The organism is Pseudomonas sp. KH_046_2, assembly GCF_057838985.1.
The window spans coordinates 180,235-206,729 of sequence record NZ_CM174480.1 but is presented as its reverse complement, the minus strand read 5'-3'; the positions used below and the strand labels follow the sequence as shown (position 1 = coordinate 206,729).

At 57.6% G+C, this 26,495-nt stretch carries 20 protein-coding genes, 1 tRNA gene and 2 pseudogenes; 9 read left to right on the top strand and 14 right to left on the bottom strand.

Annotated features, from left to right (window positions below):
• Nucleotides 1–2: 2 nt before the first annotated feature.
• From cysW to dibA, 5 genes are all read right to left on the bottom strand, one after another.
• Entirely contained in the window at nt 3–872 is an 870-nt protein-coding gene (cysW, locus tag AC3IX1_RS00945) for a sulfate ABC transporter permease subunit CysW (protein WP_150726413.1), read from the bottom strand.
• Nucleotides 873–884: 12 nt separating this feature from the next.
• Nucleotides 885–1,703 (bottom strand): sulfate ABC transporter permease subunit CysT, encoded by an 819-nt coding sequence (gene cysT / locus AC3IX1_RS00940; RefSeq protein ID WP_007972956.1) that lies wholly within the window; start codon nt 1,701–1,703, stop codon nt 885–887.
• Between the two features lie 69 nt (nt 1,704–1,772).
• On the bottom strand, nt 1,773–2,786 hold the full coding sequence (locus tag AC3IX1_RS00935; protein WP_489386770.1) for a sulfate ABC transporter substrate-binding protein: 1,014 nt from the start codon (nt 2,784–2,786) through the stop codon (nt 1,773–1,775).
• A gap of 68 nt (nt 2,787–2,854) precedes the next feature.
• Nucleotides 2,855–3,037, bottom strand: a complete 183-nt coding sequence (gene oscA, locus AC3IX1_RS00930) for a sulfur starvation response protein OscA (protein ID WP_007975618.1) — start codon at nt 3,035–3,037, stop codon at nt 2,855–2,857.
• 222 nt (nt 3,038–3,259) lie between these two features.
• Complete coding sequence (gene dibA, locus AC3IX1_RS00925) at nt 3,260–5,179, bottom strand: phosphodiesterase DibA (RefSeq protein WP_489386769.1); 1,920 nt, start codon at nt 5,177–5,179, stop codon at nt 3,260–3,262.
• Nucleotides 5,180–5,325: 146 nt separating this feature from the next.
• On the opposite strand from dibA, the gene desA reads away from it, so the two are divergent.
• A complete protein-coding gene (gene desA / locus AC3IX1_RS00920) occupies nt 5,326–6,510 on the top strand; it encodes a delta-9 fatty acid desaturase DesA (protein ID WP_489386768.1) in 1,185 nt (394 codons plus the stop codon).
• A 217-nt stretch (nt 6,511–6,727) separates the two neighbouring features.
• A complete protein-coding gene (locus AC3IX1_RS00915) occupies nt 6,728–7,717 on the top strand; it encodes a GGDEF domain-containing protein (protein ID WP_489386767.1) in 990 nt (329 codons plus the stop codon).
• Between the two features lie 190 nt (nt 7,718–7,907).
• Here AC3IX1_RS00915 and AC3IX1_RS00910 read toward each other — a convergent pair whose 3' ends face one another.
• The 5 genes from AC3IX1_RS00910 to istA form a co-directional block, all read right to left on the bottom strand.
• Complete coding sequence (locus AC3IX1_RS00910) at nt 7,908–9,122, bottom strand: HDOD domain-containing protein (RefSeq protein ID WP_489386766.1); 1,215 nt, start codon at nt 9,120–9,122, stop codon at nt 7,908–7,910.
• Between the two features lie 135 nt (nt 9,123–9,257).
• The gene (gene gabT, locus AC3IX1_RS00905; protein WP_007994487.1) at nt 9,258–10,535 is read right to left on the bottom strand and encodes a 4-aminobutyrate--2-oxoglutarate transaminase; all 1,278 of its coding nucleotides are present in this window, start codon (nt 10,533–10,535) and stop codon (nt 9,258–9,260) included.
• Nucleotides 10,536–10,719: 184 nt separating this feature from the next.
• Nucleotides 10,720–12,162, bottom strand: coding sequence for an NADP-dependent succinate-semialdehyde dehydrogenase (gene gabD, locus AC3IX1_RS00900; RefSeq protein ID WP_489386765.1), 1,443 nt, complete (start codon nt 12,160–12,162; stop codon nt 10,720–10,722).
• 528 nt (nt 12,163–12,690) lie between these two features.
• Complete coding sequence (gene istB / locus AC3IX1_RS00895; RefSeq protein WP_489385302.1) at nt 12,691–13,494, bottom strand: IS21-like element helper ATPase IstB; 804 nt, start codon at nt 13,492–13,494, stop codon at nt 12,691–12,693.
• Nucleotides 13,487–14,986 (bottom strand): IS21 family transposase, encoded by a 1,500-nt coding sequence (istA, locus tag AC3IX1_RS00890; RefSeq protein WP_178925292.1) that lies wholly within the window; start codon nt 14,984–14,986, stop codon nt 13,487–13,489. Before istA ends, istB begins: the two co-directional genes overlap by 8 nt.
• Before the next feature lie 290 nt (nt 14,987–15,276).
• Between istA and tnpA the strand changes: the two genes are divergently transcribed.
• The 3 genes and pseudogenes from tnpA to tnpC (AC3IX1_RS00875) all read left to right on the top strand — a co-directional run.
• Complete coding sequence (gene tnpA / locus AC3IX1_RS00885; RefSeq protein WP_256453176.1) at nt 15,277–15,594, top strand: IS66-like element accessory protein TnpA; 318 nt, start codon at nt 15,277–15,279, stop codon at nt 15,592–15,594.
• On the top strand, nt 15,591–15,926 hold the full coding sequence (gene tnpB / locus AC3IX1_RS00880; RefSeq protein WP_256453175.1) for an IS66 family insertion sequence element accessory protein TnpB: 336 nt from the start codon (nt 15,591–15,593) through the stop codon (nt 15,924–15,926). Before tnpA ends, tnpB begins: the two co-directional genes overlap by 4 nt.
• Before the next feature lie 61 nt (nt 15,927–15,987).
• Nucleotides 15,988–16,959: pseudogene (tnpC, locus tag AC3IX1_RS00875) on the top strand (IS66 family transposase); the annotation flags it as partial.
• A gap of 79 nt (nt 16,960–17,038) precedes the next feature.
• Here tnpC (AC3IX1_RS00875) and AC3IX1_RS00870 read toward each other — a convergent pair.
• Genes AC3IX1_RS00870 through AC3IX1_RS00860 form a run of 3 tightly spaced genes read right to left on the bottom strand, consistent with a single transcriptional unit; the run spans nt 17,039 to nt 20,197 of the window.
• Nucleotides 17,039–18,037, bottom strand: a complete 999-nt coding sequence (locus AC3IX1_RS00870; RefSeq protein WP_489384668.1) for a tyrosine-type recombinase/integrase — start codon at nt 18,035–18,037, stop codon at nt 17,039–17,041.
• Nucleotides 18,030–18,974: a tyrosine-type recombinase/integrase gene (locus AC3IX1_RS00865; protein ID WP_489384667.1), complete on the bottom strand. Its 945-nt coding sequence runs from the start codon at nt 18,972–18,974 to the stop codon at nt 18,030–18,032. The genes AC3IX1_RS00870 and AC3IX1_RS00865 overlap by 8 nt, the downstream gene beginning before the upstream one ends.
• Nucleotides 18,971–20,197, bottom strand: a complete 1,227-nt coding sequence (locus AC3IX1_RS00860; RefSeq protein WP_489384666.1) for a tyrosine-type recombinase/integrase — start codon at nt 20,195–20,197, stop codon at nt 18,971–18,973. Before AC3IX1_RS00860 ends, AC3IX1_RS00865 begins: the two co-directional genes overlap by 4 nt.
• Before the next feature lie 153 nt (nt 20,198–20,350).
• On the opposite strand from AC3IX1_RS00860, the pseudogene tnpC (AC3IX1_RS00855) reads away from it, so the two are divergent.
• A pseudogene (gene tnpC / locus AC3IX1_RS00855) lies at nt 20,351–20,941 on the top strand (IS66 family transposase); the annotation flags it as partial.
• 662 nt (nt 20,942–21,603) lie between these two features.
• Here tnpC (AC3IX1_RS00855) and AC3IX1_RS00850 read toward each other — a convergent pair.
• On the bottom strand, nt 21,604–23,604 hold the full coding sequence (locus AC3IX1_RS00850) for an RNA/DNA-binding domain-containing protein (RefSeq protein ID WP_489386764.1): 2,001 nt from the start codon (nt 23,602–23,604) through the stop codon (nt 21,604–21,606).
• 464 nt (nt 23,605–24,068) lie between these two features.
• Here AC3IX1_RS00850 and AC3IX1_RS00845 point away from each other — a divergent pair.
• From AC3IX1_RS00845 to AC3IX1_RS00835, 3 genes are all read left to right on the top strand, one after another.
• A tRNA-Arg gene (locus tag AC3IX1_RS00845) sits at nt 24,069–24,145 on the top strand.
• A 165-nt stretch (nt 24,146–24,310) separates the two neighbouring features.
• Nucleotides 24,311–25,552: a tyrosine-type recombinase/integrase gene (locus AC3IX1_RS00840; RefSeq protein WP_489386763.1), complete on the top strand. Its 1,242-nt coding sequence runs from the start codon at nt 24,311–24,313 to the stop codon at nt 25,550–25,552.
• Between the two features lie 39 nt (nt 25,553–25,591).
• Nucleotides 25,592–26,470: a hypothetical protein gene (locus AC3IX1_RS00835; RefSeq protein ID WP_489386762.1), complete on the top strand. Its 879-nt coding sequence runs from the start codon at nt 25,592–25,594 to the stop codon at nt 26,468–26,470.
• The last annotated feature ends 25 nt before the right edge of the window (nt 26,471–26,495 follow it).

The window sequence follows — 26,495 nt, the reverse complement described above, 5'->3', positions numbered from 1 at the left end:
AATTATTCCTCCGCGGCGCTGGCGCGCAGGCGGTTAATACGGTTTTCGCTCCACTGCTTGAGCAGCAGGATGAAGAGCGCCAGGATCAGCAACAGGCTCGCCACGGCGAACGCGGCCACGTGGTTGTATTCGTTGTAGAGGATCTCCACGTGCAGCGGCAGGGTGTTGGTCACCCCGCGAATATGCCCGGACACCACCGACACCGCACCGAACTCCCCCATGGCCCGCGCGGTACACAACACCACACCGTAGATCAGGCCCCATTTGATGTTGGGCACGGTGACGTGCCAGAACATCTGCCAGCCGTTGGCCCCGAGCAGGCGCGCGGCCTCCTCTTCCTGAGTGCCTTGTTCCTGCATCAGCGGAATCAGTTCACGGGCCACGAACGGCACGGTGACGAAAATCGTCGCCAGCACGATGCCCGGCAGGGCGAAGACGATCTGGATGTCGTGGTCCGAAAGCCATGGGCCGAACAGGCCCTGGGCGCCGAACATCAGCACATAGACCAGACCGGCGATCACCGGCGACACCGAGAACGGCAGGTCGATCAGTGTCACCAGCATGCTCTTGCCGCGGAACGAGTATTTGCTCACGCACCAGGCGGCGCTGACGCCAAACACCAGGTTCAGCGGCACCGAAATCAGCACGGCGATGACCGTGAGCTTCAGTGCCGACAGCGCGTCCGGCTCAAAGATCGCGGTGAAAAACGCCCCGAGGCCGAGCTTCAGCCCTTGGGACACCACGATGAACAGCGGCAACAGCAGGAACAGCGCAAAAATCAGCCAGCCAAGGCCGATCAGGATTCGCCGCGAAGTCGCACTGCCACGGCGGGCAGCGTTCGAGGAAGCGGCAGCAATAGACGATTGGGACATGGGTGCGCCTCCTTATGGGGTTTCGATGCGCCGCTGCAACAAGTTGATCAGCAGCAACAGGACGAAGGAAACCACCAGCATCAGTACACCAATGGAGGTAGCGCCGGTGTAATCGTATTGGTCGAGCTTGACCATGATCAGCAGCGGCAGAATCTCGGTTTTCATCGGCATGTTGCCGGCGATGAATATCACCGAACCATACTCGCCGACCCCGCGGGCAAAGGCTAAAGCGAAACCGGTCAGCCATGCCGGCAGCAGCGCAGGCAGCAGGATATGGCGGAAAACCTGCAACGGTTTTGCACCCAGGCACGCTGCCGCTTCTTCCACTTCACGAGGAATATCCGCCAATACTGGCTGTACGGTACGTACTACGAATGGAAGTGTCACAAAAGTGAGGGCAAGGGTGATGCCCAGAGGGGTGTAGGCGATCTTGAACCCCAGATCCGCTGCAAATTGACCGACCAGACCGGTAGGGGTGTACAACGCCGTTAGCGCAATACCGGCCACCGCCGTGGGCAATGCGAACGGCAAGTCGATCATTGCATCGATCACTTTTCGTCCAGGGAAGGTATAGCGCACTAATACCCAGGCCAACAGCGTGCCGATGATGCCGTTGATGATCGCGGCACACAGGGCGGTGCCGAAGCTGAGCTTCAACGCGGCCAGCACCCGTGGCGCCGAGATGATTGCCCAGAACTGATCCCAGGTGAGTTGAGCGGCATGCACGAACATCGCCGCCAGTGGTATGAGCACAATCAGGCTGAGGTACACCAAGGTGTAGCCCAGTGTCAGCCCGAAGCCGGGTATGACGGGGGAGATACGACGCGACATAAAAGTCCTTGGGTGAGAACGCACTGAGCCCCGGAGGTGAATCCGGGGCTCGTTGATGGCTATTTAAGATTACTGCGCCTGGTAGATCTGGTCGAACACGCCCCCGTCATTGAAGAATTTCGGCTGTGCGGTTTTCCAGCCGCCGAAGTCCTTGTCGATGCTCACCAGTTCCAGTTTCGGGAACTGCTGGGCGTACTTGGCGGCCACATCCTTGTCACGTGGACGATAGAAGTTCTTCGCCGCGATTTCCTGGCCGGCCGGGCTGTACAGGTGCTTGAGGTAGGCTTCAGCGATCTGCTCGTTGCCCTTTTTCTCGGCATTTTTGTCGACCACCGCTACCGGTGGCTCGGCGAGGATCGACAGCGAAGGCACGACGATGTCGAACTTGTCGGCGCCGCCTTCTTCTTTCAGGGCCAGGAAGGCTTCGTTTTCCCAGGCCAGCAATACGTCGCCCTGACCGTTGTTGACGAAGGTAATGGTCGAGCCGCGAGCGCCGGTGTCCAGTACTGGCACGTGCTTGAACAGGGTTTGTACGTATTCCTTGGCCTTGGCTTCGTCGCCGCCATTGGCTTTCAGGCCATAGGCCCACGCCGCGAGGAAGTTCCAGCGTGCACCGCCGGAGGTTTTCGGGTTCGGCGTGATCACCGAGACGTCATTCTTGATCAGGTCGCCCCAGTCCTTGATGCCTTTGGGGTTGCCCTTGCGCACCAGGAACACGATGGTCGAGGTGTATGGGGTACTCGCTTCCGGCAGGCGCTTCTGCCAGTCCGCCGGCAGGGACTTGCCGAGCTTGGCGATTTCGTCGATATCACCGGCCAGGGCCAGGGTCACGACATCGGCACGCAGGCCATCGATCACCGCCCGGCCTTGCTTGCCCGAACCGCCGTGGGATTGCTGGACCTTCACGGTGTCGCCCGCATGCTCCTTCTGCCAGAACTTGATGAACTCGGCGTTGTAGTCCTGGTACAGCTCGCGGGTCGGGTCGTACGACACGTTGAGCAGCTCGTAGTCCTTGGCAACGGCGGAACCGGCAAAAAGGGCGCTGGCCAGGGCGGCCAAAGCAAAATGACGAATCGACGACATGGTGAAAGCTCCTGGAATTCTTGGTTTGTTGGCTTTTTCTTATGGGATATCGCGTTGCCTGATTCGCCTCAGCCCGGCTTGTTGCCCGGCTGCTGCAAACGGAATTTTTCCTTGCGTTCGATCTGCACCACCTGGGCGTTGTGCACGGTGATTTCCACGGCACCAAAGCGCAGATCGCGCAGGGCACTCTGGATTTCCCGCAGGATGGTGGCTTCGTCTTGACCGTCGACGCTACGCAGGGATGCGCTCATATTGCTGCTCCTTCAACTGAGAGGTTGCCTAGCAGTGTCGGCACTGCTTGCGGCTTGAGAGCAATACTAGAGAGACTCAGATATTCTTAAAAAGACTATTTAAGAATGTTTATATAACCAGAAGAGATTAACTGAAGGGACAAGGGTTTGAGGTGAATCACCCTCTTTCAAGCACACCAAAAACCTGTGGGAGTGAGCTTGCTCCCACAGGGATTTTGTAAATCAGGCGATGACCGGAGCATGAGCCCAATCGAGCTGCGCCGCCGGCACCGGTCGCCCGAACCAATAGCCCTGCCCCAGATCACATCCCTGCTCAAGCAGGAACGCCGCCTGTTCGACCTGCTCGATCCCCTCGGCATGCACCTGCATGCCCATGCTCTGGGCCAGAGCAATAATCACCCGTGAAATCGCCGCATCATCCTCATCCCACGGCAACCCGGCGACGAAGCCCTGGTCGATTTTCAACTTCTGCACCGGCAGACGCTTGAGCCGCAGCAGCGATGAATAACCCGTGCCGAAGTCGTCGATGGCCAGGCGCACTCCCAGCTCGCGCAGACGATGCATCTGCTCCAGCGCGACTTCCGGGTCCTCCATCACCGCGCTTTCAGTGACTTCCAGCTCCAGAAACGCCGGTTCCAGACCGGTTTCGCGCAAGACCTGCGCCACCTGCTGATACAGCTCACGGCGGGCGAACAGGCGCGAAGAAACGTTGACCGCGACGAACGACAGCACCACCCCGTCCTGCTGCCACTGGCACATCTGCCGGCATGCCTGTGCCATGACCCAGGCATCGATTTCAGCAATCAGGCCGGTTCGTTCGGCGACCGGAATGAATTCCGCCGGCGATACCAACCCCCGCTGCGGATGCTGCCAACGCACCAGTGCCTCGACGCCAATCAGGCGACGGGTCTTGAGGTCGTGAACCGGCTGGTAATAGACCCGCAGCTCTTGCTGATCCAGAGCACGGCGCAATTCGAAGGCGATCTCGACCCGTTGCTGGGCGTGGGCCGTCAGTTCTTCGGTGTACAGGGCGTAATCATTGCGCCCCGTGCTCTTGGCCTTGAACAGTGCCGAGTCGGCATTGCGCAGCAGTTGCTCGACGCTCAAGGCATCGCTGGGGAACAGGCTGATGCCGATGCTGGTGTTGATGGACAGCTGGTACCCATCAATAAGGAACGGCTCTTTAAGGCCATCGATGATCCGCTGGGCCAACGCAGCGGCCTGAACCAGTTGCGGACAGCTTTCGGCGAGCACGGCGAACTCATCCCCGCCCAACCGCGCCAGAGTGATCCCCGGGCCGAACATCGCGCCCAGGCGCTCGGCCACCGCTTTGAGCAGCTGATCGCCGATGGTATGCCCAAGGCTGTCGTTGATCATCTTGAAGTGATCGAGATCGATCATCAGCAGCGCGCAGCCACGCTTGTGGACCTGTGCCGAGGCCAGGGCCTGTTCGGCGCGGTCGGTGAACAGCAGGCGGTTCGGCAGGTCGGTCAGCGGATCGTGGTGCGCCAGGTGCATCAGCTCGTGTTCGGAGTTCTTGATTGCACTGATGTCGGAAAACACCGCCACATATTGGCTCGGCTGGCCGTAGTCGTCGTGGATCAGGCGGATCGTTTGCCATTGCGGGTAAATCTCGCCGCTTTTGCGCCGGTTCCAGATTTCCCCACTCCACTCCCCGACACTGGCGAGCGTGGCAAACATCACCTGATAGAACTCAGGGGAATGTCGCCCGGACTTGAACAGATTGGGTCGCTGCCCCAGTACGTCCTCACACCCGTAACCGGTGATTTCCATGAACGCCCGGTTTACATGGACGATCACGCCTTCCCGATTGGTGACCAGCACGCCTTCGCGGGTGCAGTCGAACACGGCCGCCGCCTGGCGCAAGCGTATGCGGCCAGCATCGCGCTCACGCAGCTTGGCGCCGATACCCAGACACCGCAGCAACCGCGCCCGGGCAATGAAGATCAACCCGGCGCTGAACAGCACCAAAACGTAACCGTTGATCAGTTGCCATCGCAGTCGCTCGGCAGAGCTATCGAAGAAACTGTTTAATAAATAGCCACTGATCTGCAGCCAAACCACAGAAAGCAACAGATAGAGCAGCGCTGCGCGCAAGGCATCGCGATAGGTGGCAGACATCCGGCGATCCATGTCCCTACAAAAAGGTTGGAATTATAGTTTAAAGACACATCCAGCCACTCTTATCTGAAAGGGTGACTGGTTTTCTGTGTGGGCTTAGTGATAATGCAACGGCTGTTTTTTCTTTATCGAGGGCCCTACAGCCTATGTGGTACGAAGGTTTTCTTGGCTTGTCGCCCTGGTCGCTGGTAGCAGTCACCCTGCTGATGACCCACGTCACGATCATCGCCGTCACGGTCTATCTGCATCGTTATTCCGCCCATCGCTCCCTGGAGCTGAATGGGGGCCTCAAGCATTTCTTCCGTTTCTGGCTGTGGCTGACCACGGCGCAGAACACCCGCGAGTGGACCGCCATTCACCGCAAGCATCACGCCAAATGCGAAACCGTCGATGATCCGCACAGCCCGGTCATCAAGGGTTTGTCCACGGTGCTGCGCAAAGGCGCCGAGCTGTACCGCGCCGAAGCGGAAAACCCCGAGACGCTGCGCATCTACGGCAAGAACTGCCCCGAAGACTGGATCGAGCGCAACCTCTACAGCCGCTTCCCGCTGCTGGGCATCGCGATCATGGGCGTTATCGACCTGCTGCTGTTCGGCACCATCGGCATCACCATCTGGGCCATCCAGATGATGTGGATCCCGGTGTGGGCCGCCGGCGTGGTCAACGGCTTGGGCCATGCCATCGGCTACCGCAACTTCGAATGCCGCGATGCGGCGACCAACCTGGTGCCTTGGGGCATCCTGATTGGCGGTGAAGAACTGCATAACAACCATCACACCTACCCTAACTCGGCAAAACTGTCGGTGAAGAAGTGGGAGTTCGACCTGGGCTGGGCGTGGATTCAAGTCTTCAGCTTCCTGCGCCTGGCCAAGGTTCAACGGGTTGCGCCGATTGCCCATCGCGTCGAAGGCAAGGGCAACCTGGACATGGACACCGCCATGGCGATCCTCAACAACCGCTTCCAGATCATGGCCCAGTACCGAAAGCTGGTGATCGGCCCGCTGGTCAAGCAAGAGCTGGAAAAGGTCGATCACTCGGTACGTCACCAGTTCCACCGGGCCAAACGCCTGCTTTCGCGGGAGACCAGCCTGCTGGATGACAAACACCATGTACGCATCCAGAACATGCTCGAGCACAGTCAGGCGCTGAAGGTAATTTACGAGAAACGCCTGGCCCTGCAGCAGATCTGGGTCAAGACCAGCTCAAATGGTCACGACATGCTCGCGGCCATCAAGGATTGGGTCCACGAAGCCGAAGCCAGCGGGATTCAATCCCTGCGCGAATTCGCCGATCAGTTGAAGACCTACTCCCTGCGCCCTGCCGCCGTCTGAACCAATAAACCTGTGGGAGCGGGCCCGCTCGCTCCCACTTTGGCTTTTGACCTGACCTTAAAAGCTCATCGCAGTACCGCCCGGCGGGAGCCAGCTCCCTCGCCACGAAAGGCGGGAACTTCATCTGAAAAGCCCTATCTCAAAGACACTTCGCCATCCCCGGCGGGCTTGATGTTGGCCGCGATCGCGCGCGGCATGCCCTTTGAGATTTGTGTCGATGGCCGAAAAAAACCCGCAAGACTCATCTCCGTCACACTGGCCCGAGGCCGCGCAGACCCTGCTGGCGCTGATGCATGCCCAAGGCGAAGTCGCACGCCTGAGCGAACGCGAACAGTTGTTCAACACCCTGCTGATGAGCGTCAACGCGGTGCTGTGGGCATTCGATTGGGAAACCCGCCAGGTGCTTTACGTCAGCCCCGCCTATGAACGGATCTTTGGCCGTTCGGCTGATCTGCTACTGACCGACTGCAATCAATGGCGCGACAGCATCTACCCTGACGACCTGGACTATGCCGAACGCAGCCTGGCCGAAGTGCTGGACAAAGGCGCCGTCGAAGACCGCGAGTATCGAATCATTGCCGCCGATGGCCAGGTGCGCTGGCTCAGCGACAAGTGCTACATCAACCGCCAGGCCGAGCCGGGGCAACCGGTGATCATCGTCGGTATCGCCGAAGACATCACCGACAAGAAGCGGATGGAAAGCGAGCTGCATCGCCTGGCCACCACCGACGCCCTGACCCAGAGCAGCAACCGTCGGCATTTTTTCGAATGCGCTCACCGCGCGTTCGAACATGCCCGGCAACAGGGTGAGCCGCTGTCGTTCCTGATGCTGGACATCGATGACTTCAAAATCATCAACGACACCTACGGACACCAGGAAGGCGACAACGTGTTGCAACACATCGCCGAGAGCGGCCGCGCCGCGTTGCGCCGTGGGGACCTGTTCGGTCGCATTGGTGGTGAGGAGTTTGCTGCGGTGTTTCCCGGCTGTACGCCACAGATGGCCCTGCAAGTGGCTGAACGCTTGCAGCGGGAGATTCAGCGATTGAGTTTCACCCATGAAGGCCAGACGTTCGGCATCACTGTCAGCCAGGGCCTGACCAGCCTGACCGCCGCGGACGGAAACGTGGAGCACCTGTTTTCCCGGGCGGATGCCGCGATGTACCGGGCCAAGCGCGAGGGCAAGAACCGGATTGTTACTGCCTGAGATTTCGCTGGCAACACCGGATACCTGTGGCGAGGGGGCTTGCCCCCGTTGGGCTGCGAAGCAGTCCTGCATTTGGTGTTCCAGCATTGTCAGAACAACCGCATTCGCTGGTTTTACGGCTGCTGCGCAACCGAACGGGGGCAAGCCCCCTCGCCACAAAAGCTCGCTCCCACAGGGGGTGGTGGTGTACTTACTTCCTGCGCAAACGCATCAACTCCGGCAAGCCGATCTTGAGCAACCGCGCCGTCCGGCTCTTCGCCAGCTCCTCGATACCCTCATGTTCGGTCAGGCGCGCCATCTGCGCCGCCATATTCATCACCAGCGCTTCGCGTGAGTAAACCCCGCCACCGAGCTGGTAGGTGGCTGCAATCAGCTCCCGCAACTCCAGCGGCAGGCGCCAGCGCGTGCGCAGGGCCGAACCGTAGGCCGCGCCAAATTCAACCAGCGCTTCGCCCACTTCCTCCTGCTCGTCCAGTTCGCCACCGGCCTGCTTCCACTCCTGCAAACAGCGCAGCAATGCCAGATCGCCGAGACGATGCAACATGCCGGCGCAATAGCAACGCTCCTGATCCAGATCGAGCAAGCGCGCCAGGGTTCGCGCGTATTCGGCGGTGTGCAGCGACAGATCCCAGTAGCGCTCGGCATAGTCGGCCAATTGCGGATCGCTGAGCCGGGCACTGCGCTTGAGCGCCAGGCCGAGAATCAGGTTCATGCTTTGCCCGGTGCCCAGGCGATGCAGCGCCTGGGACAGGGTTTGCACAGCGGCGCCGTGGTGCTGGGCCGCACTGTTGGCAGCGGCGATCAGCACGGCTGTGACCTGCGGATCGGTGCGGATTTCGTCTTCCAGCACCGTCAGGTCGAGGCCGTTAGGATTGAGGCTGCGTTTGACCGCCACTTGCACATCGGTCATCAGCGGCGCGCCGTCGGCCAATTCCCGGCGACGCTCCAGAAACACCGACAACGTCATGCCCGGTGCCAGCGACGGCACTTCGCACGAAACTTCTTCGCCAGCGTTCAGCAGCAGCCCCTGCAACCGACGGGTCAGGCTTTCCATATTCAAGGGCTTGGTCAGGTAGGCGGCCGGCGCCAGCGGCAAGACCTCGCGCACGCTGGCACTGTCGTTGCGACTGCTCATAAGGATGAAGGGCAGCGGCGGATTGCGTTTGCGCTGACGGATGTTGCGCAGGACGTTCAGGCCATCGACGCCCGGCAACTCCCAATCGGCGATGACCAGGTCATAGGGATTGGCAGCCAATAGCTCCAGCGTTTGCTGACCATCGGCGCACAAGTCCAGCTGCGCATCGCAGCGTACGTTCAACAAAACTTCCTTGAGCAGATCCCGGGACCAGGGGTCGGCCTCGGCAATCAGGACTCTTGGTACGGCGGGTAAAATGACGGTTGTCATACAGCTCTCCCTGGCAATGCGGAAACCTTAGCCAATGCTGGCCATTCGATACAGCGCTAATGCGCGGGATGTGTTTGAAGGGGCATGAAAAAACCCGCCGAAGCGGGTTTTTTGTGGATCAGGTCACACTGGGGATCAGAGCTCGGAGAAGCACTCTTCGATGATCGCCAGGCCTTTGTCCAGTTGCTCGTCCGGCGAGGTCAGCGGTACCAGGACGCGCAGAACGTTGCCGTAGGTGCCGCAGGACAGCAGGATCAGACCCTTGTCGCGAGCCTTGGCCACAACGGACGCCACGGCTGCAGCGTTCGGCTTGTGGCTGTCGCCGTTTTCGAACAGCTCGACAGCGATCATCGCGCCCAGGGCACGCACTTCGCCGATCACCGGGTACTTGGCCTGGATGGCCTTCAGGCCAGTCACCAGACGCTCGCCAACAGCCTTGCAACGATCCAGCAGGTGCTCTTCTTCGAACACTTCCATCACGGCCAGGGCCGCGGCGCAAGCGATCGGGCTACCGGCGTAGGTGCCGCCCAGGCCGCCTGGAGCGATGGCGTCCATGTATTCGGCCTTGCCGCACACACCGGCCAGCGGGAAGCCGCCAGCGATGGATTTGGCGAAGGTGGTCAGGTCGGCAGCAACGCCCATCTGTTCCATGGCGAAGAAAGTACCGGTACGGCCAGCGCCAGTCTGTACTTCGTCAGCGATCAGCAGGATGCCGTGCTGGTCGCACAGGGCACGCAGACGCTTCATGAACTCTTTCGGAGCGACGTAGAAACCGCCTTCGCCCTGAACCGGCTCGATGATGATCGCGGCGATGTCTTTCGGCTCGGCGTCGTTCTTGAAGATGCGTTCGATGGAAGCGATCGAATCGTCAATGCTCACACCGTGCAGTTCATTCGGGTACAGCGCGCGGAAGATGCCGCCTGGCATCAGGCCCATGCCGGCCGAGTAAGGCACGACTTTACCGGTCAGGCCCAGGGTCATCATGGTGCGACCGTGGTAAGCGCCGGTGAAGGCGATCACGCCGGCACGGCCAGTGGCGGCACGGGCGATCTTGATCGAGTTTTCCACAGCTTCGGAGCCGGTGGTCACCAGCAGGGTTTTCTTGTCGAAATCACCTGGGACCTTGGCGTTGATTTTTTCGCACACTTCCACGTACGGCTCGTAGGCCAGAACCTGGAAGCAAGTGTGGGTCAGCTTGTTCAGCTGCTCGGTCACGGCGGCGATGACTTTCGGGTGCACGTGGCCGGTGTTCAGTACGGCGATACCGCCGGCGAAGTCGATGAACTCACGACCTTCAACGTCGGTTACGGTCGCGTTCTTCGCGGAATCGGCGAAGATCGGGTGAATCTGGCCAACACCACGTGGAACAGCAGCGGTACGGCGGGCCATCAAAGAAGCGTTAGTCTTGCTCATACATTCCTCATTCACCGCTCATCGGGCGGCGTGGTTCAAGGATAAAGCGACGGGGAGCAACGGCGGCAGCATGCGATGATCGACTGCCACGGCGTTCCCGGTCACCGAGAAAATTCCGGTTTGAAGCGGCGCAAAGGGACAGCGCTCTCGTGCCCTTTGCGCTTGAAGCAATGCTCTACCGGGGTTAGATGCCCAGGCAGAGGTATTTGATTTCCAGGTAATCTTCGATGCCGTACTTGGAGCCTTCACGGCCCAGGCCAGAGGCCTTGATACCGCCGAACGGCGCGACTTCGTTGGAGATCAACCCGGTGTTGACGCCGACCATGCCGTATTCCAGGGCTTCAGCCACACGGAACACACGGCCCAGGTCACGAGCATAGAAGTACGAGGCCAGACCGAACTCGGTGTCGTTGGACATCGCGATCACGTCGGCTTCGTCTTTGAAGCGGAACAGTGGAGCCAGTGGGCCGAAGGTTTCTTCCTTGGCCACGGCCGCATGATTCGGCACGTTGGTCAGGATGGTCGGCTCGAAGAAGTTGCCTTCCATCGGCTTGCCGCCGGACAGCACGGTGGCGCCTTTGGAAACGGCGTCGGCAATGTGCTCCTGCACCTTGGCCACGGCTTTTTCGTCGATCAGCGGGCCAGTGGTGGTGCCTGCTTCCAGACCGTTACCGATCTTGAGCTTGGCCACAGCGGCTTTGAGCTTCTCGGCGAACGCGTCGTAGACCGAATCCTGAATGTACAGGCGGTTGGCGCAGACGCAGGTCTGACCGTTGTTGCGGTACTTGGAAATGATCGCGCCTTCGACGGCCTTATCCAGGTCCGCGTCGTCGAACACGATGAACGGCGCGTTGCCGCCCAGTTCCAGGGAGACTTTCTTGATGTCCTTGGCGCATTCCGACATCAGTTGACGACCGATTTCGGTCGAACCGGTGAAGGACAGCTTGCGCACGATCGGGTTGCTGGTCAGCTCGCTGCCGATGTCGCCGGCGCTGCCGGAAACCACGCTGAACACGCCAGCCGGGATGCCGGCACGCTGGGCCAGTTCAGCCAGGGCGAAAGCGGAGAACGGAGTTTGCGAAGCAGGCTTGAGCACCATGGTGCAACCGGCGGCCAGAGCCGGGCCGGCTTTACGGGTGATCATTGCAGCCGGGAAGTTCCACGGGGTGATGGCCGCGGTCACGCCGATTGGCTGCTTGATCACGATCAGGCGCTTGTCTGGCTGGTGGCCCGGAATCACGTCACCATAGATGCGCTTGGCCTCTTCGGCGAACCATTCGATGAAGGAGGCGGCGTAAACGATTTCGCCCTTGGCTTCGGCCAATGGCTTGCCTTGTTCCAGGGTCATCAGGCGAGCCAGGTCGTCCTGGTTCTCGATGATCAGCTCGAACCAGCGACGCAGCTTGTTCGCACGTTCTTTGGCGGTCAGTGCACGCCAGGCCGGCAGCGCTTTGTCAGCGGCTTCGATCGCACGGCGGGTTTCGGCAGCGCCCATTTTCGGCACGGTGCCCAGAATTTCGCCCGTTGCCGGGTTGTTGACCTTGATCGTCTGACCATTGTCCGCATCAACCCACACGCCATCGATGAAGGCTTGCTGGCGGAACAACTGGGTGTCTTTAAGCTGCATGTCGGCTTTCCTTAACAGCACCGCAACGAATGCGGAGCAAATTATGATTGTAGAAAGGCGCCTCGATAGGCTGCCGTCAGGGAAATCATTCACCGGGCTGAAGCACATAAATAGCGCACTGATTGAACTCGTGCGGTTCAGCACCCAGACAAGAGCGTTTGAAATCTCAAACGAATCCTAGGATCAAAGGGGGTAAAGGACAATAGGCTGTTCGAAAAAAAGAACGAAAACGACGCTTTTGCCTATTTTTTCTGATCAACGTAGCAAACGCGCGTTACAGCTTTGAAAAAACGCAGGCGATTCAGCAGCATGGACGCCCGCAGTGCATATGAGTATCATGGCGCCCGCTGCACCAGTAGTGTTGGCGCTGATTGAAAACTGACCCACCCTGCCGATTGAAAATTGACCCAGGGCGGATTGCTGTTTTTTGTCCCAGCAATTGTGAATAAGCTTAGCAGCAGTGTTCCGGTTGAACGGTCATCAAGCCCCACCGCATAAAGGCATGCGGCAGGGTGTTTATGGTGCAGATCAAAACGGTTCATCGTCCTCGATACCATCTTCGTCCTTGCGCTTTCGTTCACGTGATTTGATCTTTGTCTGCGCGGCCAGAGTGCTGTGTTGCAGGCGGTAGGACTCGTTGCCCGTTTCGACGATGTGACAATGGTGTGTCAACCGATCCAGCAACGCTGTGGTCATCTTGGCGTCGCCGAACACACTCGACCATTCCGAGAAGCTGAGGTTGGTCGTGATCACAATGCTGGTGTGCTCGTATAGCTTGGACAGCAGGTGAAATAACAGCGCGCCGCCGCTCTGGCTGAAGGGCAAATACCCCAGTTCATCGAGTATCACCAGGTCTGTCCGAAGCAGCCCTTGAGCGATTCGGCCACTCTTGCCGTCGTACTTTTCACGCTCCAGCAGATTGACCAGATCCACTGTGGAAAAGAAGCGCACGCGTTTGTTATGGGTCGTGATTCCGGACACGGCCAGGGCGCTGGCCAAATGTGTTTTGCCGGTTCCGGGCCCGCCGATGAACACGACATTCTGCGCGGTCTCTGTGAACTCCAAGCTGGACAGATCTTTGACCAGACGGGCATCTGCGCTGGAAGCGCCGAAGTCGAAGCCTGCCAAGTCACGATGCATGGGCAGTTTGGCCATGTTCATCTGGTGGTTCACTGAGCGTACGGCGCGATCTGCTTGTTCTTGTTGGAGCAGATGTTCGAGCAGCCACTTCGACGACGTCGTCGAGGCTTCGCCTTGAGAAGCCAGTTCTTCCCAAGCGCTGGCCATGCCATGCAGACGCAGCTCTTTGAGTTCCGCCATTAGGTCACGCATTGCGATTCTCCTCATCGGTTGTACGGAGCCGGTCGTAGCGCGCCGTATTGGCGACAGGCGCTACCTTGAGTTGCAGGTTGGTTTCTACGGAAGGAGGTGGTGCAGTGGAGGTCAGTCGAGCTAGAACATTCAGGATGTGATCGGCGCTCAAGCTTCCCGACTCAAGCACCAGTTCTACCGCCACGAGCACCGGGTCGAGACCGGCGATGGGCACAGCAGCCAGTACCTGCGTCATGATTCGATCACCGTTGCTGTGACGTCTCAGGCCCCGCTTGAGAAGCTGCAACGGCTTAGGCAGATCGGCAAACGGCGCGCCATTGCGCAGCGCACCGGGTTTGCGTTCGATGAGTGGGATGTAATGCTGCCAGTCAAAACTGACCTGATCTCGATCAAACAGACGCTCGTGGCTGGCGATCATAGTTTCATCGGCGATGACCACGATCCGAGAAGGATACAGACGGCTGCTGACCCACTGGCCGACGCGCTCGCAAGGCACCGAATATCGATTTCGCGCCACGCTGATCAGGCAGGTGCTGGAGACCCGCACGGTGCGCTCGACGTAGCCATCAAAAGCCGTCGGCATCGGCATCATTTCGACCCGCTCTAGCTCCAAGACCTCTGCCACCGTCAGCCCGTTGTACTGCGGATGCACCAGCTCGCTCCAGAGTGCACGACAGCGTTGGCCGAGCCAGGCATTCAATTCTTCGAAGGTGTGAAACATGCAGTCTTGAGCGTCGAGCCAGATGCGTCGTCTGCTGTCTTGCACGTTCTTTTCAACGATGCCTTTTTCCCAGCCCGAGGCGACATTGCAGAAGTCCGGATCGAACAGGTAGTGCGCGCACATCACGGAAAACCGAGCATTGACCGTGCGGCCTTTGCCCTTGTTAACCTTGTCGACAGCCGTTTTCATGTTGTCGTAGATGCCTCGACGTGGCACCCCACCTAACGCACCGAACGAGCGCGTATGGGCATCGAACAGCATCTCGTGGCCTTGGCTGGGATACGCAACCAACCAGAACGCGCGACTGGCGCACAGCTTCATGTGGGAGACCTGGATGCGTCGGAACAGGCCGCCGATCAGCAGACCTTCTTCGCTCCAGTCAAATTGAAAAGCCTCACCGAGTGCAAACGTCAGCGGCACAAAGGCACGTAACGATTTGCCTTGCTCACCGCGCCACGAGCGGATGAAGGCTGTGAGCTGGCTGTAGCCGCCGTCATAACCCTGGGCTTTGATCTGCTCAAAGAGTGCTTTGGCGCTCCTGCGGTTGTGCTTTGCCCGAAACGAATCAGCCTTCAGCGCCTGCTCCAGCGTCTCGTGGAATGGGCTGAGTTTGTTGAAGGTTACGCACCGCTGGTACGCCGGCTGAGTGGCTTCGGGTGCTCTGACCCATTTTCGGATGGTGTTTCTCGACAGCCCGGTACGCTTGGCGATCTGGTGCAGCGACAGCTTGTCGCGAAAGTACATCCTCCGAATTTTCCCCAACATTTCCATGCTGATCACCCTGTGTTCTCCTGCTCGGAAAGTGAGCAGAAGTAGTTGAACACCTGGGTCAGTTTTCAGTCGGCAGAACAGCCTTTACTGGGTCAGTTTTCGGTCAGCGGCAACAGCGGACACTCAAAAAGCTCGGGATTGAAACTGAGATGGCTTTCAATCTGGAGTTCATCCATGACGCCAGCAAAGAGTAAGCGTCCAGCCAACACACCTTCCGAACTCCAGCGTTAAGGGCGATGGTGTCCGCGTATTTTTAAGCGGACGCGATCGCCCTTAACGTCAGGATTTCCATGCGCCAACGAAGCTCTTACCCGAAACCGTTCAAAGCCCAGGTTGTTCAGGAATGTCTGCAACCGGGCGCAACCCTATCCAGCGTTGCCATCAGCCACGGCATCAATGCCAACGTTATCCGCAAGTGGCTACCGCTTTATCGAGATCAGCTACCAGCGGCGTTGCCGGCTTTCGTTCCGTTGAAAGCTACGCCTAAACGGCAGGTGGAAGCGTTGGCGACCATTGAGTTGCCGCTTGGCGAGCAATCGATCACAGTGAAATGGCCAACGTCCGATCCTGAAGGCTGCGCCCGCTTTGTCCGTGGACTCACTCAATGATTCGCATCGACGCCATCTGGCTTGCCACCGAGCCCATGGACATGCGTGCCGGTACTGAAACGGCGCTGGCCAGGGTGATCGCGGTGTTCGGTGCGGCGAAGCCGCACTGTGCTTATCTGTTCGCCAACCGCCGCGCCACTCGTATGAAAGTGCTGGTGCATGACGGGATTGGCGTCTGGCTGGCTGCTCGCCGGTTGAACCAAGGCAAGTTTCACTGGCCCGGTATTCGGAATGGCTGCGAGATGGAGCTGGATACCGAGCAACTTCAGGCCTTGGTGCTCGGTCTGCCTTGGCAGCGCGTTGGGGCGGGCGGTGCAATCACACTGCTTTAACGCCCGCCATTAGCCCATTGGTCTATCGCCGCAAACGGCTTGCTCTGGCAAAATTCGCGGCATGACTTCATCGCCCAATCTCGACCAAATGTCCCCAGACCAACTGCGTGCCCTCGCGGCGCAGTTGCTGTCCCAGGTTGATTCTCTCGGGCAGCAGGTCGACCGGATGGGCAAGAAGAACGACCGCGACCAAACCATCATCGAGCAGCTCACCCACGAAATCGCCTGGTTCAAACGTAACAAGTTTGCCAAGCGCAGCGAGCAACTGAGCCCTGCCCAAGGCAGCCTGCTCGACGACCTGCTCGACACCGACATCGCGGCCATCGAAGCCGAGCTGAAGGCGCTGAATCCGCCGGCTGCGCCGGCCGAACCACGCAAGCAGCCCAAGCGTGTTTCCTTGCCAGCGCAGTTTCCGCGTACCGTGATTTATCACGAACCCGACACCACCCAGTGCGCCTGCGGCTGCCAGCTCCAGCGCATCGGCGAAGACGTCAGCGAGAAGCTGGATTACATCCCGGGCGTGTTCACCGTCGAGCAGCATGTGCGCGGGAAATGGGTCTGCCGCAAATGTGAAACGCTGAGTCAGGCTCCGGTTCCGGCCCAGGTCATCGACAAGGGCATCCCGACCGCAGGGCTGCTGGCTCACGTGATGGTGGCCAAGTTCGCCGACCATTTGCCGCTGTATCGGCAAGAGAAAATCTTTGGCCGCGCCGGCCTGGCTATCGCCCGCTCGACCCTGGCGCAATGGGTCGGCCAAACCGGTGTGCAGCTCCAGCCCTTGGTCGATGCGCTGCGCGAAACAGTGCTTGCTCAAGGTGTGATCCACGCTGACGAAACGCCGGTACAGATGCTCGCGCCGGGCGAGAAGAAAACCCACCGTGCTTACGTCTGGGCCTACTGCACCACGCCTTTTTCGGCGCTCAAGGCAGTGGTGTACGACTTCAGCCCGAGCCGGGCGGGCGAACATGCACGCAATTTTCTTGGCCAGTGGAATGGCAAGCTGGTTTGCGATGATTTTGCCGGTTATGTTGCGGTCTGAGTTATGTTGCGGTGGTAAGAGGCGCCGCCTCCCAATCGGGAGTTCGGCGCAAAAAGTGGCACATAAATTCATGTTACAGCCCTCGCATGAACGCCATGAGAGATGCTGAACTCGGTCGCAGGCGCACAGCCTCAGGCACATTTGTGACGTCCAAACATGCAAGCGCCTTGGCCTTCATTTCGAGATCGACTTCCGCGTAGATGTGGGTTGTGTCCAAGGAGACATGCCCCAGCCAGGCCCGAATTGTATTGATATCGACCCCGGCTCTTAACAGGTGAACGGCGGTCGTGTGTCGAATAGTGTGCGGGCTGATGCGCCTGCCTTGCATGGAATCAACCCACTTGCCGGCTGCTCGTCCATACACCGACACAACGCGATGGATGCCGAATCGAGTCATGGGATTCCCGGCACGACCTATGAATACGCGATCCTCTGTTCTGCGTTCGACGATGAGTGCCCGCAGCGCTGTAGCTGTTACTGACCACAGGGGGCAGACGCGCCATTTGTTTCCCTTACCCAGAATGCGCACGGAGGGTGAAGTCCCAAGTTGCAAATTACCAACGCTGAGGCAGGCAGCTTCGTCAGCGCGGGCGCCGGTGTTGTATAGGAACAGCAAAATCGCATAGTCCCGTGCACCCTGGCTCGTAGCCCGATTAGGTGCCCGGAGCAGAGCCTCCACTTCTGGCTTGTCGAGGTAGTGGATGACTGCCTGGGTAGTTTTTTTGAACGGGATAGAACGGATCTCTGTGCACCACGCCAAATGCTCTGGCGATCGCATAGCAATGAAACGCCCTAATGAATGAATCGCGCAGAGCCGCTGGTTGCGCGTGACGATGCCACAACCGCGCTCGTGTTCGACGTGTTCAAGGAATGCGCGCACGATGGCGGGCGATATGTCGAGCACCGTTAAATGGTCGATTGCCACCGAGGCTCGTCGACTGACAAATGGAAGCAGGAGCGTCAGCGTGTCGCGGTAACTGATCTGGGTGTTGTGGGATAGGTTGCGCTCGGCGACCAGATACTCCAACAAGAAGCGACGTACCCATGCCCCGAGGCGATTGCGGTCAATCATGATCAATCTCCTGGCCTGAATAAATGGCAAATCGGCGACTCGCTTCGTGCAACAGTTCGGGAGTCATATGCAAATAGCGCTGGGTCGACCTTATGTCGACATGCCCCAAATACGTTGCCAATTGCGGCAATAGCCGCTGTACATCCTTACCGGCGCGATACCATCCCAGTACACGATGAACGGCGGCTGTATGCCGCAGATCATGGAGGCGCGGTGGCCGTAGCTCGCCAGTTGGGCGAGCAATACCTGCCGCCAAACGAACACGTTGGAACACAGTTATGACGTATTGGTAGTTCAGGCGATGGCCAGTACGAGTGCACAGCAGGGCAGAGTCTTGGCCCAGTGGAAGTGCCAGCGCGCAACGTTGTCCTAGATAGACTCGCAGTTTCGATGCCAGCCTGGGCCCAATCGGCACCAGTCTTGTCTTATAGAACTTCGTGTCACGAACGGTGATGATTCGCTGCTCGAGGTCGACGTCACAGAGATTTAGTCTGATCGCCTCTCCGACGCGCAACCCTGCACCGTAAAGGATCAGCAGGAGGGTTCTGTATGTCGCAGCTTGAAGGCGACTGAGCGAGGTACTCAGTATGACGGTGGCATCTAACAAGTGCTGTATTTCTGCGGTGGCATAGACATAGGGAGTCTGTGCCGGTGGAAACTGTGGTGGTCGTTCCGGCAGGGGCGAGATCGTTGTGTGACCACGTGCGATTGCGAAGCGATAAAAGCTAACAAGTAATCCTCGCTTCGTCTTCCACGTAGCGCTTAGCTCACCGTGCCCATGCAGAAATGCGGCTACTGCCTCTGGAGTAACTTCGGGCAGCGGCAGGTTTCCAGTCTCACGTGCAAACTGACGTAGTACTCTGGCACTGCTATTCAGGCCCACGCCTTGGGCACGACGGACAGCCACGTAGGCATTGACTACGTCCAAGGTTCTCATAGCAGGTCTCCCAGGTCGAAGTCACCGACTTCACGTAACGAGACCAGATCAACCTTGGTGTACGTCATTGTCGCCGACGTGCTGCGGTGGCCCAGGTGGTCGCCAATCTCCTTGAGGCTCAGCCCATTGGCGAGCAGCCTGGCCGCGCATGCATGTCGCAGCGCGTGCGGCCCCAAATGTGCGACTTGTATGTTGAGCAGACGCAATCTGCCGCTGACGATGTTGTATAGGCCAGCAGCGGAGATGGGGACTCGCGGCGCCCGAGTTCGGATGAATATCTCAGGGTGCAGTACCTTCGGACGCACTGTGTCGACGTATTGCGCTAATGCCTCAGCCACTGTGAACGCCAATGGATAAACCTGTGGCTGACGGCGCTTCAATCGCCAAATATGCAATTGGCCAGCAGCCCAGTCGATCTGATCCAACCGGAGTGCGGCAACTTCTCCCCGGCGTAAACCGTAGACGGCGAGAAGCATCAGGATGGCTCGGTCGCGCACATCGCGTTCAGAGCTTGAATTTGTAGTTGCGAGTACTCGCTGAACATCCTCCCAGCTCAGTGCATAGGGAAGTGACTCTAGGGCGTAATGTCGCGGGGCGCGGATCGAGTCGGCCAATGTACTGCTGCATGCTCCCTGCGTTGCCGCGTAGCGCAGGAATACCCGCAACATTGTTGCGACGTGCCCTGCCGAAATTCGCGACCACCGTTGCGCACCGTAGGTGATGAAGTAGGCATCAATATCCTCGGGGCTAAGCGTCGAAAATCTGCGGCCTGTGTTGAAGCACCAGCGCAAAAAGGTTGCCGTTCGACTGCGCCATTGACTGATGGTACATGGTGTCAACCCGCGTTCATCCCGCATCCACGAGACGAAAAGCTCAAGATTCTCCTCGAATGGAATTGGCTCCGCCGTTGGCTCTTGCCACCAGCCCAGGAACTTAAACCAAGGTCTTGCGGTGTTTATCAACGTCGTAGCAGTTGCAGGAGAATTGGCCGGCAATGGCCCTTCGTGAATGATCTGGCGCAGCCGTGACGAATTGATTGCATTGAGGTCGCTTGGCTGCACCCGTTCGGCGATCCAAAGCAAGCAGCACGCCTTCAAGTAAAGGGAGGCATGCGTACAGCCCTGCTCAGCACAGTGCTGTAGATATCGCTCGCGTTCAGCGGCCAGCGATCCCACACGATGGCGTTTACAGGCAGCGTTTGAAGAATAGATATTCTCGAACATGGCAGACACTCCAGGTGATGAGGGTCTACCAAGGCGCTGCAACTTATGTTGCGTCAATCACCTATCGACAACAGAGAAACTGCCTATTCGCCCGGTCGGGATCACATAACTCAGGCCGCAACATAACCGGCATTATGTGTTGCAACACATAATGCCGGCTACAAAGCCAGCTTCCAGCAAGGCATCACGGAAATCGGCTGCCTGGCCCACGCCCGCCGCAAGTTTTTCGATTTGCACGCGACGAATAAAAGCCAACTGGCTGAGCAGGCGCTGCACTCAATTGGCGGGTTGTACGAAATTGAACGGCAAGCGCGGGAAATGACCGACGAAAATCGCTGGCGAATACGCCAGGAAAAAGCAGCCCCCCTGATCGACGCACTGCATACCTGGATGTTGGCCCAGCGCGATCTTGTGCCCGAAGGGTCGGCCATCGCCAAAGCTCTGGATTACAGCCTCAAACGCTGGACGGCACTGACTCGATATCTCGAGGACGGGGCTGTGCCCATAGATAATAATGCGGTCGAAAATCAGATAAGGCCGTGGGCACTTGGACGCTCGAACTGGTTGTTCGCCGGGTCGCTACGCAGCGGTAAGCGGGCAGCTGCGATCATGAGCTTGATCCAGTCAGCCCGCATGAATGGGCATGATCCTTATGCGTATCTCAAAGATGTGTTGATGCGCCTGCCGACGCAGCGGGCAAGTGAGATCGACCAACTGCTGCCGCATCAGTGGGTGCCGGCCTAACTTACGCAAGGTGAGTTGGGCAGACGCTTACAGCAAAGAGAACCACAGTCTCCACATTCATGGAGTCTTATGCATCCCTCATGAACGCATTCCGGAGGTCGCAGAAGCCCTCAGGATCGCGCTGGCACTAGGTTACAGAGCTCGCTGGAAGAACGTAGCGGTTTTGCTTGAACCAATCCAAAACACGCGCTGGTGGGCCTCTTACTGTGTGAAAGAGTTCGACGTCACCATGATGATGCTGGAAGACCAGACCGGAAAAAAGAAGAGCCCTGGCTACTCCACCCGGTCACTGACTCAGTTGGCGAAAATCCTCTACGAGGACACCGGGGCGTGGCTGGACAGGGGCACTTTGGAGTAAGGGTGTATATACCGCTTTGTAAAGTATCCCTGGATTGCACCGATAGCTCCGTCTGCTGCTGCAATCTTTGGCATAGATGTTTCGTTCTGACTATATGATCGCGGCTTCATCCACCAGGGGAACACCGAGCTAGTCAGCGCCAGCGGAAAGCTTCCGATGAGGGGACGACGCTCTGAGTGTGCTCAATAGTCAGCCAGTTCGTTCGGCACAATACGTTTTTTGCCCGATGGGCACCCCACGAAAGCTCTCGTTAGGCGAGACGCCATTTTCTGCACGATGGCAGTATGCTCTAACTGAGTACTGATCAGCTTGCATCCGTAGGGAGACTTGGTAGAGATGCGGTCGTACAGTAGGCCTGCCTTTCATGAGTAGGGGTAGTGGGAAAGGCCAGGGTCAGGCTACGCTCCCGCACCATTTTGCTCAGATACTCATTACGCAAAGGTTCTGGTTTCCGATTTACAAGCATGGCGAGACATTGCAGGGTGAGGTAGCGCCCCTGACATAGTCTCAGTAACACTGCCTGCAGCAACTCTCGATCCATTTTTTTCTTTTGTCGAGGCTCCTCTGCACACAATTCGAGGTAGGACCTCAGTTCAGCTGTGATTTCTGTTAGATCATCAATCACCGGCAGCGCCAACTGCTCGGCCACAAGACAGCCATCGCCATCACGCTTCACGCTCGAAACTGAGGAGGCGTCTTTCAAAACTGGGAAGCTACCGGCCATAACTAAGGAGCTCTTTTTCAAAACTGAGGAGCTCGGCGCTACATTTAAAGGTGACGGGCCGAATACATCCTCTGGGGTGGGCAGCTCCTCACCAGACAGATGATAAACCGCTCCCCTTCCGCCGGTTGACTCCAGCATACCAAGCTGAGTGAGATGCTGGAGCGTTCGGGATAAATCTACTGGGTGCCCCGTCGTCACAGTGCGCAAGCGCGCATGCGTAACCGTCCCCTCACACGCTGCAATAGCAAGAGCGACTCTCTCTTCATAAGCTAGCGCTTCAAAGAGACCTCCAAATTTTGCCTGTAATCCAAACATGACCTGTTCGGGGAAGAGATCAATCATTCGCAACTCAAGAAGCGTTTGATTGTACGGAATACTGTTCTCGTGAAGCTTTGGGGGATTCCAATGCTGGGATTGCCAGCCCTGCATGATCTTCGGAATGCCTGTACCAGCTTGCTCGCCGACACCGACAAATCGAAACATTTTGTGCAAGGTGCGGTTCCGACAATCAGCTTCACCTCCGTGCAAAGCCACCTCGACAGGAATGCGCATGAGGCCAGGATTCCGAAAACCAAACATATCGGGACGTTTGACAACCAGGACTGAGGCGCGATCAGAGTAATCAGCGTGCACCAGCACATTGGCTAGAGCTTCACGCAGAGCAATGTGTACCGGTGTCTCGTCTTGGCGCTCGCCATGCTCAAGCTGAAACGGAACCTTAAGGTCAGAAGTGAGCTTCAAATAAACTTTGCGGTAAAAGTCATATAAATTGCCTGACCATTTACCATCCAGCGTGAGACGGTCAATCCACCGCCTTTCTGTTTTTGCTTCTGGACGCTCCTGATAGTCGAGCATGTAGTGAGGTAATGCTTCTTGAATCGCCACCATTTGCCCGAACATTAGCAGTCCGGCCTGCGTCAACCCTTCCTCACCTGATTCGCGGTCACGCCGCCAGCCACCAATTTGGCGAAGAAACTCAGGATCCTCGATAGCATTCCATGGATGTCCCGGATCTCGAATAGCAAATACCTGTCGGTACGCACGAAAAGTTTCACGATCCAGATCTTCTAACCCATAACCGCGCAAAATTCGATCATCGCGACTGTCTTCCACCTGCTCGGCCAACATGCGCTTAACCTCCTCGTCAGGAAGAGGCCTATCGCCCTCATTAAGACGACGGAAGGTGTGACCAGCTAACGGGTTTTGAGTGAGGAATACAGGGCGCTGCTGACGTCGAGCTCGCGGCACTTCAATTATCACCAACGTTTTCCCATCAATCGGCAACTCACTAACCTGAGCATCGGTAAGCAGGTTAACGCTCACTTTCTGCCGATTGTTCAGTCCATTGAACAGTTCGGCCCGAACTTTTGCCACGTCGCTGATGCCTTCAACTGAAAAAACGCCCTTTTTTTCCCGAAGACCGAGAATCACGATACCGCCATCGGTATTGGCAAAGGCACTGTATGTCGGCCAGAAATCCTCGGGCAACGCCCCTTTACCATCTCGTCCCGCCGCCAGCTTGCACTCAACCGACACCGATTCCTGCAGCAAGGTAATGTCGTCGAGCGACTGAATTAGCATGGTGATACCTCCACAATTTCGGCGGAAATCCCTGAGAAAGATCCGGATTTCAAACGGTTAGGATATACGAAGTCGACGGTGGGATAACTCGAAAGGTTGGACCATATCACGGCTACCGGACCTGGCCTTATAGAACCGAAGCTTGTCGGGATATGGCAACAATTGAACCACGCGGGTTCGTTGTCGATTCTCGGTTGAGACACTCATTCTGACTCTTATGATCTACGACCAGGGAAACAGACCTTTACGAGCTGCTACGGACTTTAGAAAGTCCTCCCCCGAGCTAATCGGAAGAAGCTGATACCGATACAGCTAGCGATATGGTTTGCATCTCTTGGAGTCGATGGATAACGTAGGTGCGACATCAACCAGCCCCATCAAAGTGTGACACTGCCCTAGAATCGAGCTTCAAGACCCGGCAACTGGACGCCCCACCCTGACATGGGTATCATGGCGCCCGCATTGCACCAGTAGCTCAGCTGGATAGAGTACTGCCCTCCGAAGGCAGGGGTCGTGGGTTCGAATCCCGCCTGGTGCACCATATACAAGTTTCCACATGTTCCCACATGATCGGAAACACCCCAAGAAGCCCGCCCTGTGCGGGCTTTCTTGTGTCTGTACGTCTACAAATGAACCCACACAGCATTGCACGTTGTGTATGCCTGCTTGTATGCTCGCCTATAATTTGAAACTGGGGCATACACGCATGAAGCGTTCGGAGATTAAACGCCGTCCGATGGCAGACACTACCCTCGCCAGCCTTGAACCAGAGGCCAGCACCTACCGGGAGCTGGATGGCGCCGGGCTCTATCTGCGAGTGAAGTCTACCGGCCAGAAGTCCTGGGAGCTGCGCTACAAAAAAGCCGATGGCAAATGGTCCTGGCTTGGCCTGGGAGGCTACGGCAAGGGTAGCCACCAGTTGACCGGCGAACAGGCGCGCCAGAAAGCAGCAGAGCTACGTGACGGAACAACGAAAGACGGCAGCATGCTCGCCACCCAGCGCGCCCAACAGGCAGCGAAGCGCGAAGCAGCCGACAATACTTTCGAGCATCTGGCTCGCGAGTGGTACGCCAACAAGCGCAAAGGCTGGAGTGCTGGGACGGCGACTAGGGTCATAGGTGCACTGGAACTTCACGTGTTCCCAGTCTTTGGTAAGCGCCCCTATCAAGGCGTTCTGCCAATGGAATGGATGGAGTTCCTGCGCGGCATGGAACAGACCGGCATTGTCGAACAGACCAGTCGAGTACGTGCCATATGCCGGGAGATTTACGACCTGGCCCGAGTCACTGGCCGTGCCACTCACAACCCGCTGGAAGGGCTGCACAAGTTCTTGCTGACCAAGCCAGCCGAGAACTATGCCCATGTATCAATCGAAGAGCTGCCGCCCTTGCTACGAGCCATCAGAGCGTACCCAAGCGCTGCCGACATTCGTATTGGTCTGCACTTACTGTCTATGCTCGCCTGCCGACCGTCTGAGCTGCGGGAGGCTCGGTGGTCTGAATTTGATCTAAACGCCGGTCTTTGGACGATTCCCGCTGAACGGATGAAGCGCCGTCGAGAACATGTGTTTCCCCTACCACGGCAATCCGTCGAGCTGCTGCGTGATCTGCATAACCTCACTGGGGCTTATTTGCTGCTATTCCCTGGCCGTAGCGACACAACCAAGTCGCGCTCCAATACCGTGTTCCTAATGGCTCTGCGTCGGCTTGGCTACGAAGGGCGGCAGACCGGCCACGGATTTCGCCATATCGCCAGCACGATCCTCAACGAACATGGCTTCGACGAAAACCACATTGAGGCCCATCTCTCGCACGTCAAAGACGGGATTGCGGGGGTGTACAACAAAGCTCAATACCTGGCTCAGCGCACGACCATGATGCAGTGGTATGCCGATCACCTAGACGAGCTCGCTGCCGGTAACGTCGTGGCCATGATCAAGCGGGCTTGATACAAGTCCATATCCATCAATGCGGTTCTGGAGGCCAAATTGCACATCAAGAATGTGAAGTATCTAAGCGAGCAAGTGACTTGTGAGCGGCTCAGTAAGGCCATCGGCAGGGACATTTCCAGGGACGAAATAATCGAGCTTGCAGAGGCGGGAGTTATACCGGCCTATATGGAGTTTCGTCCGGCTGATAGTCGAGCATACCCGAGAAAACGATTCTATTTTGTCTATGACTTAGAGGAAGATGTTTGCATCGATAACGGATTTGAAACCGATTTACGAGCCTTGCCGTTCCCCCTTCGGGAAGGAGGTATTTTCAGAGCTGCCGAATGGGCAAGTCATGGAAATAGCAAGACTCCAACGCTCCGGACACTGGATTACAAAGTCTTTGCAGCACATGTTGACGGCCACCTTGATCCGATAAGCGAGGATCATTTTGTACGAGTTTACGCCCCGCTTGAAATCAGGCCCGCCAGCGCCAAAGTTAAACGATATCTAAGTAATAAGGTGGTTGAGCCTACGATCCATGGTTACTGCAACGCATTTGCAGGCTGGGAAATCGAGACTGTAGGAGAGTGGCGAGGGATGAGCCCCTTTACGGATGATCCTTATCACCTAAACCCTGACAGAAGGCGTCCCAATAGAAAGAGTACAAACGAGCCAAGCGAAAGTACGAGCATGGAGTTGATAACTATCTCTGCATTGAAGCAAATTGTTGAAACGCTGAGTGCAGAAAATGGACGTAAGAAATACTCGCAGGGAGATATTTCCAGGATGATCCAAGCCATCTATCCAAACTGCATTAGTGACTCCACGATCAATACTATTTTTTCCGATGCGAACAAAAAGAAGCTTGAGCTGGTCGCACGGGCAAAGCAGAAGACCGCCGAGAATGACAAGCTGGCCAGGGGTGCGTTTTAGGAATTTTGCAATTGCAATGACTCTG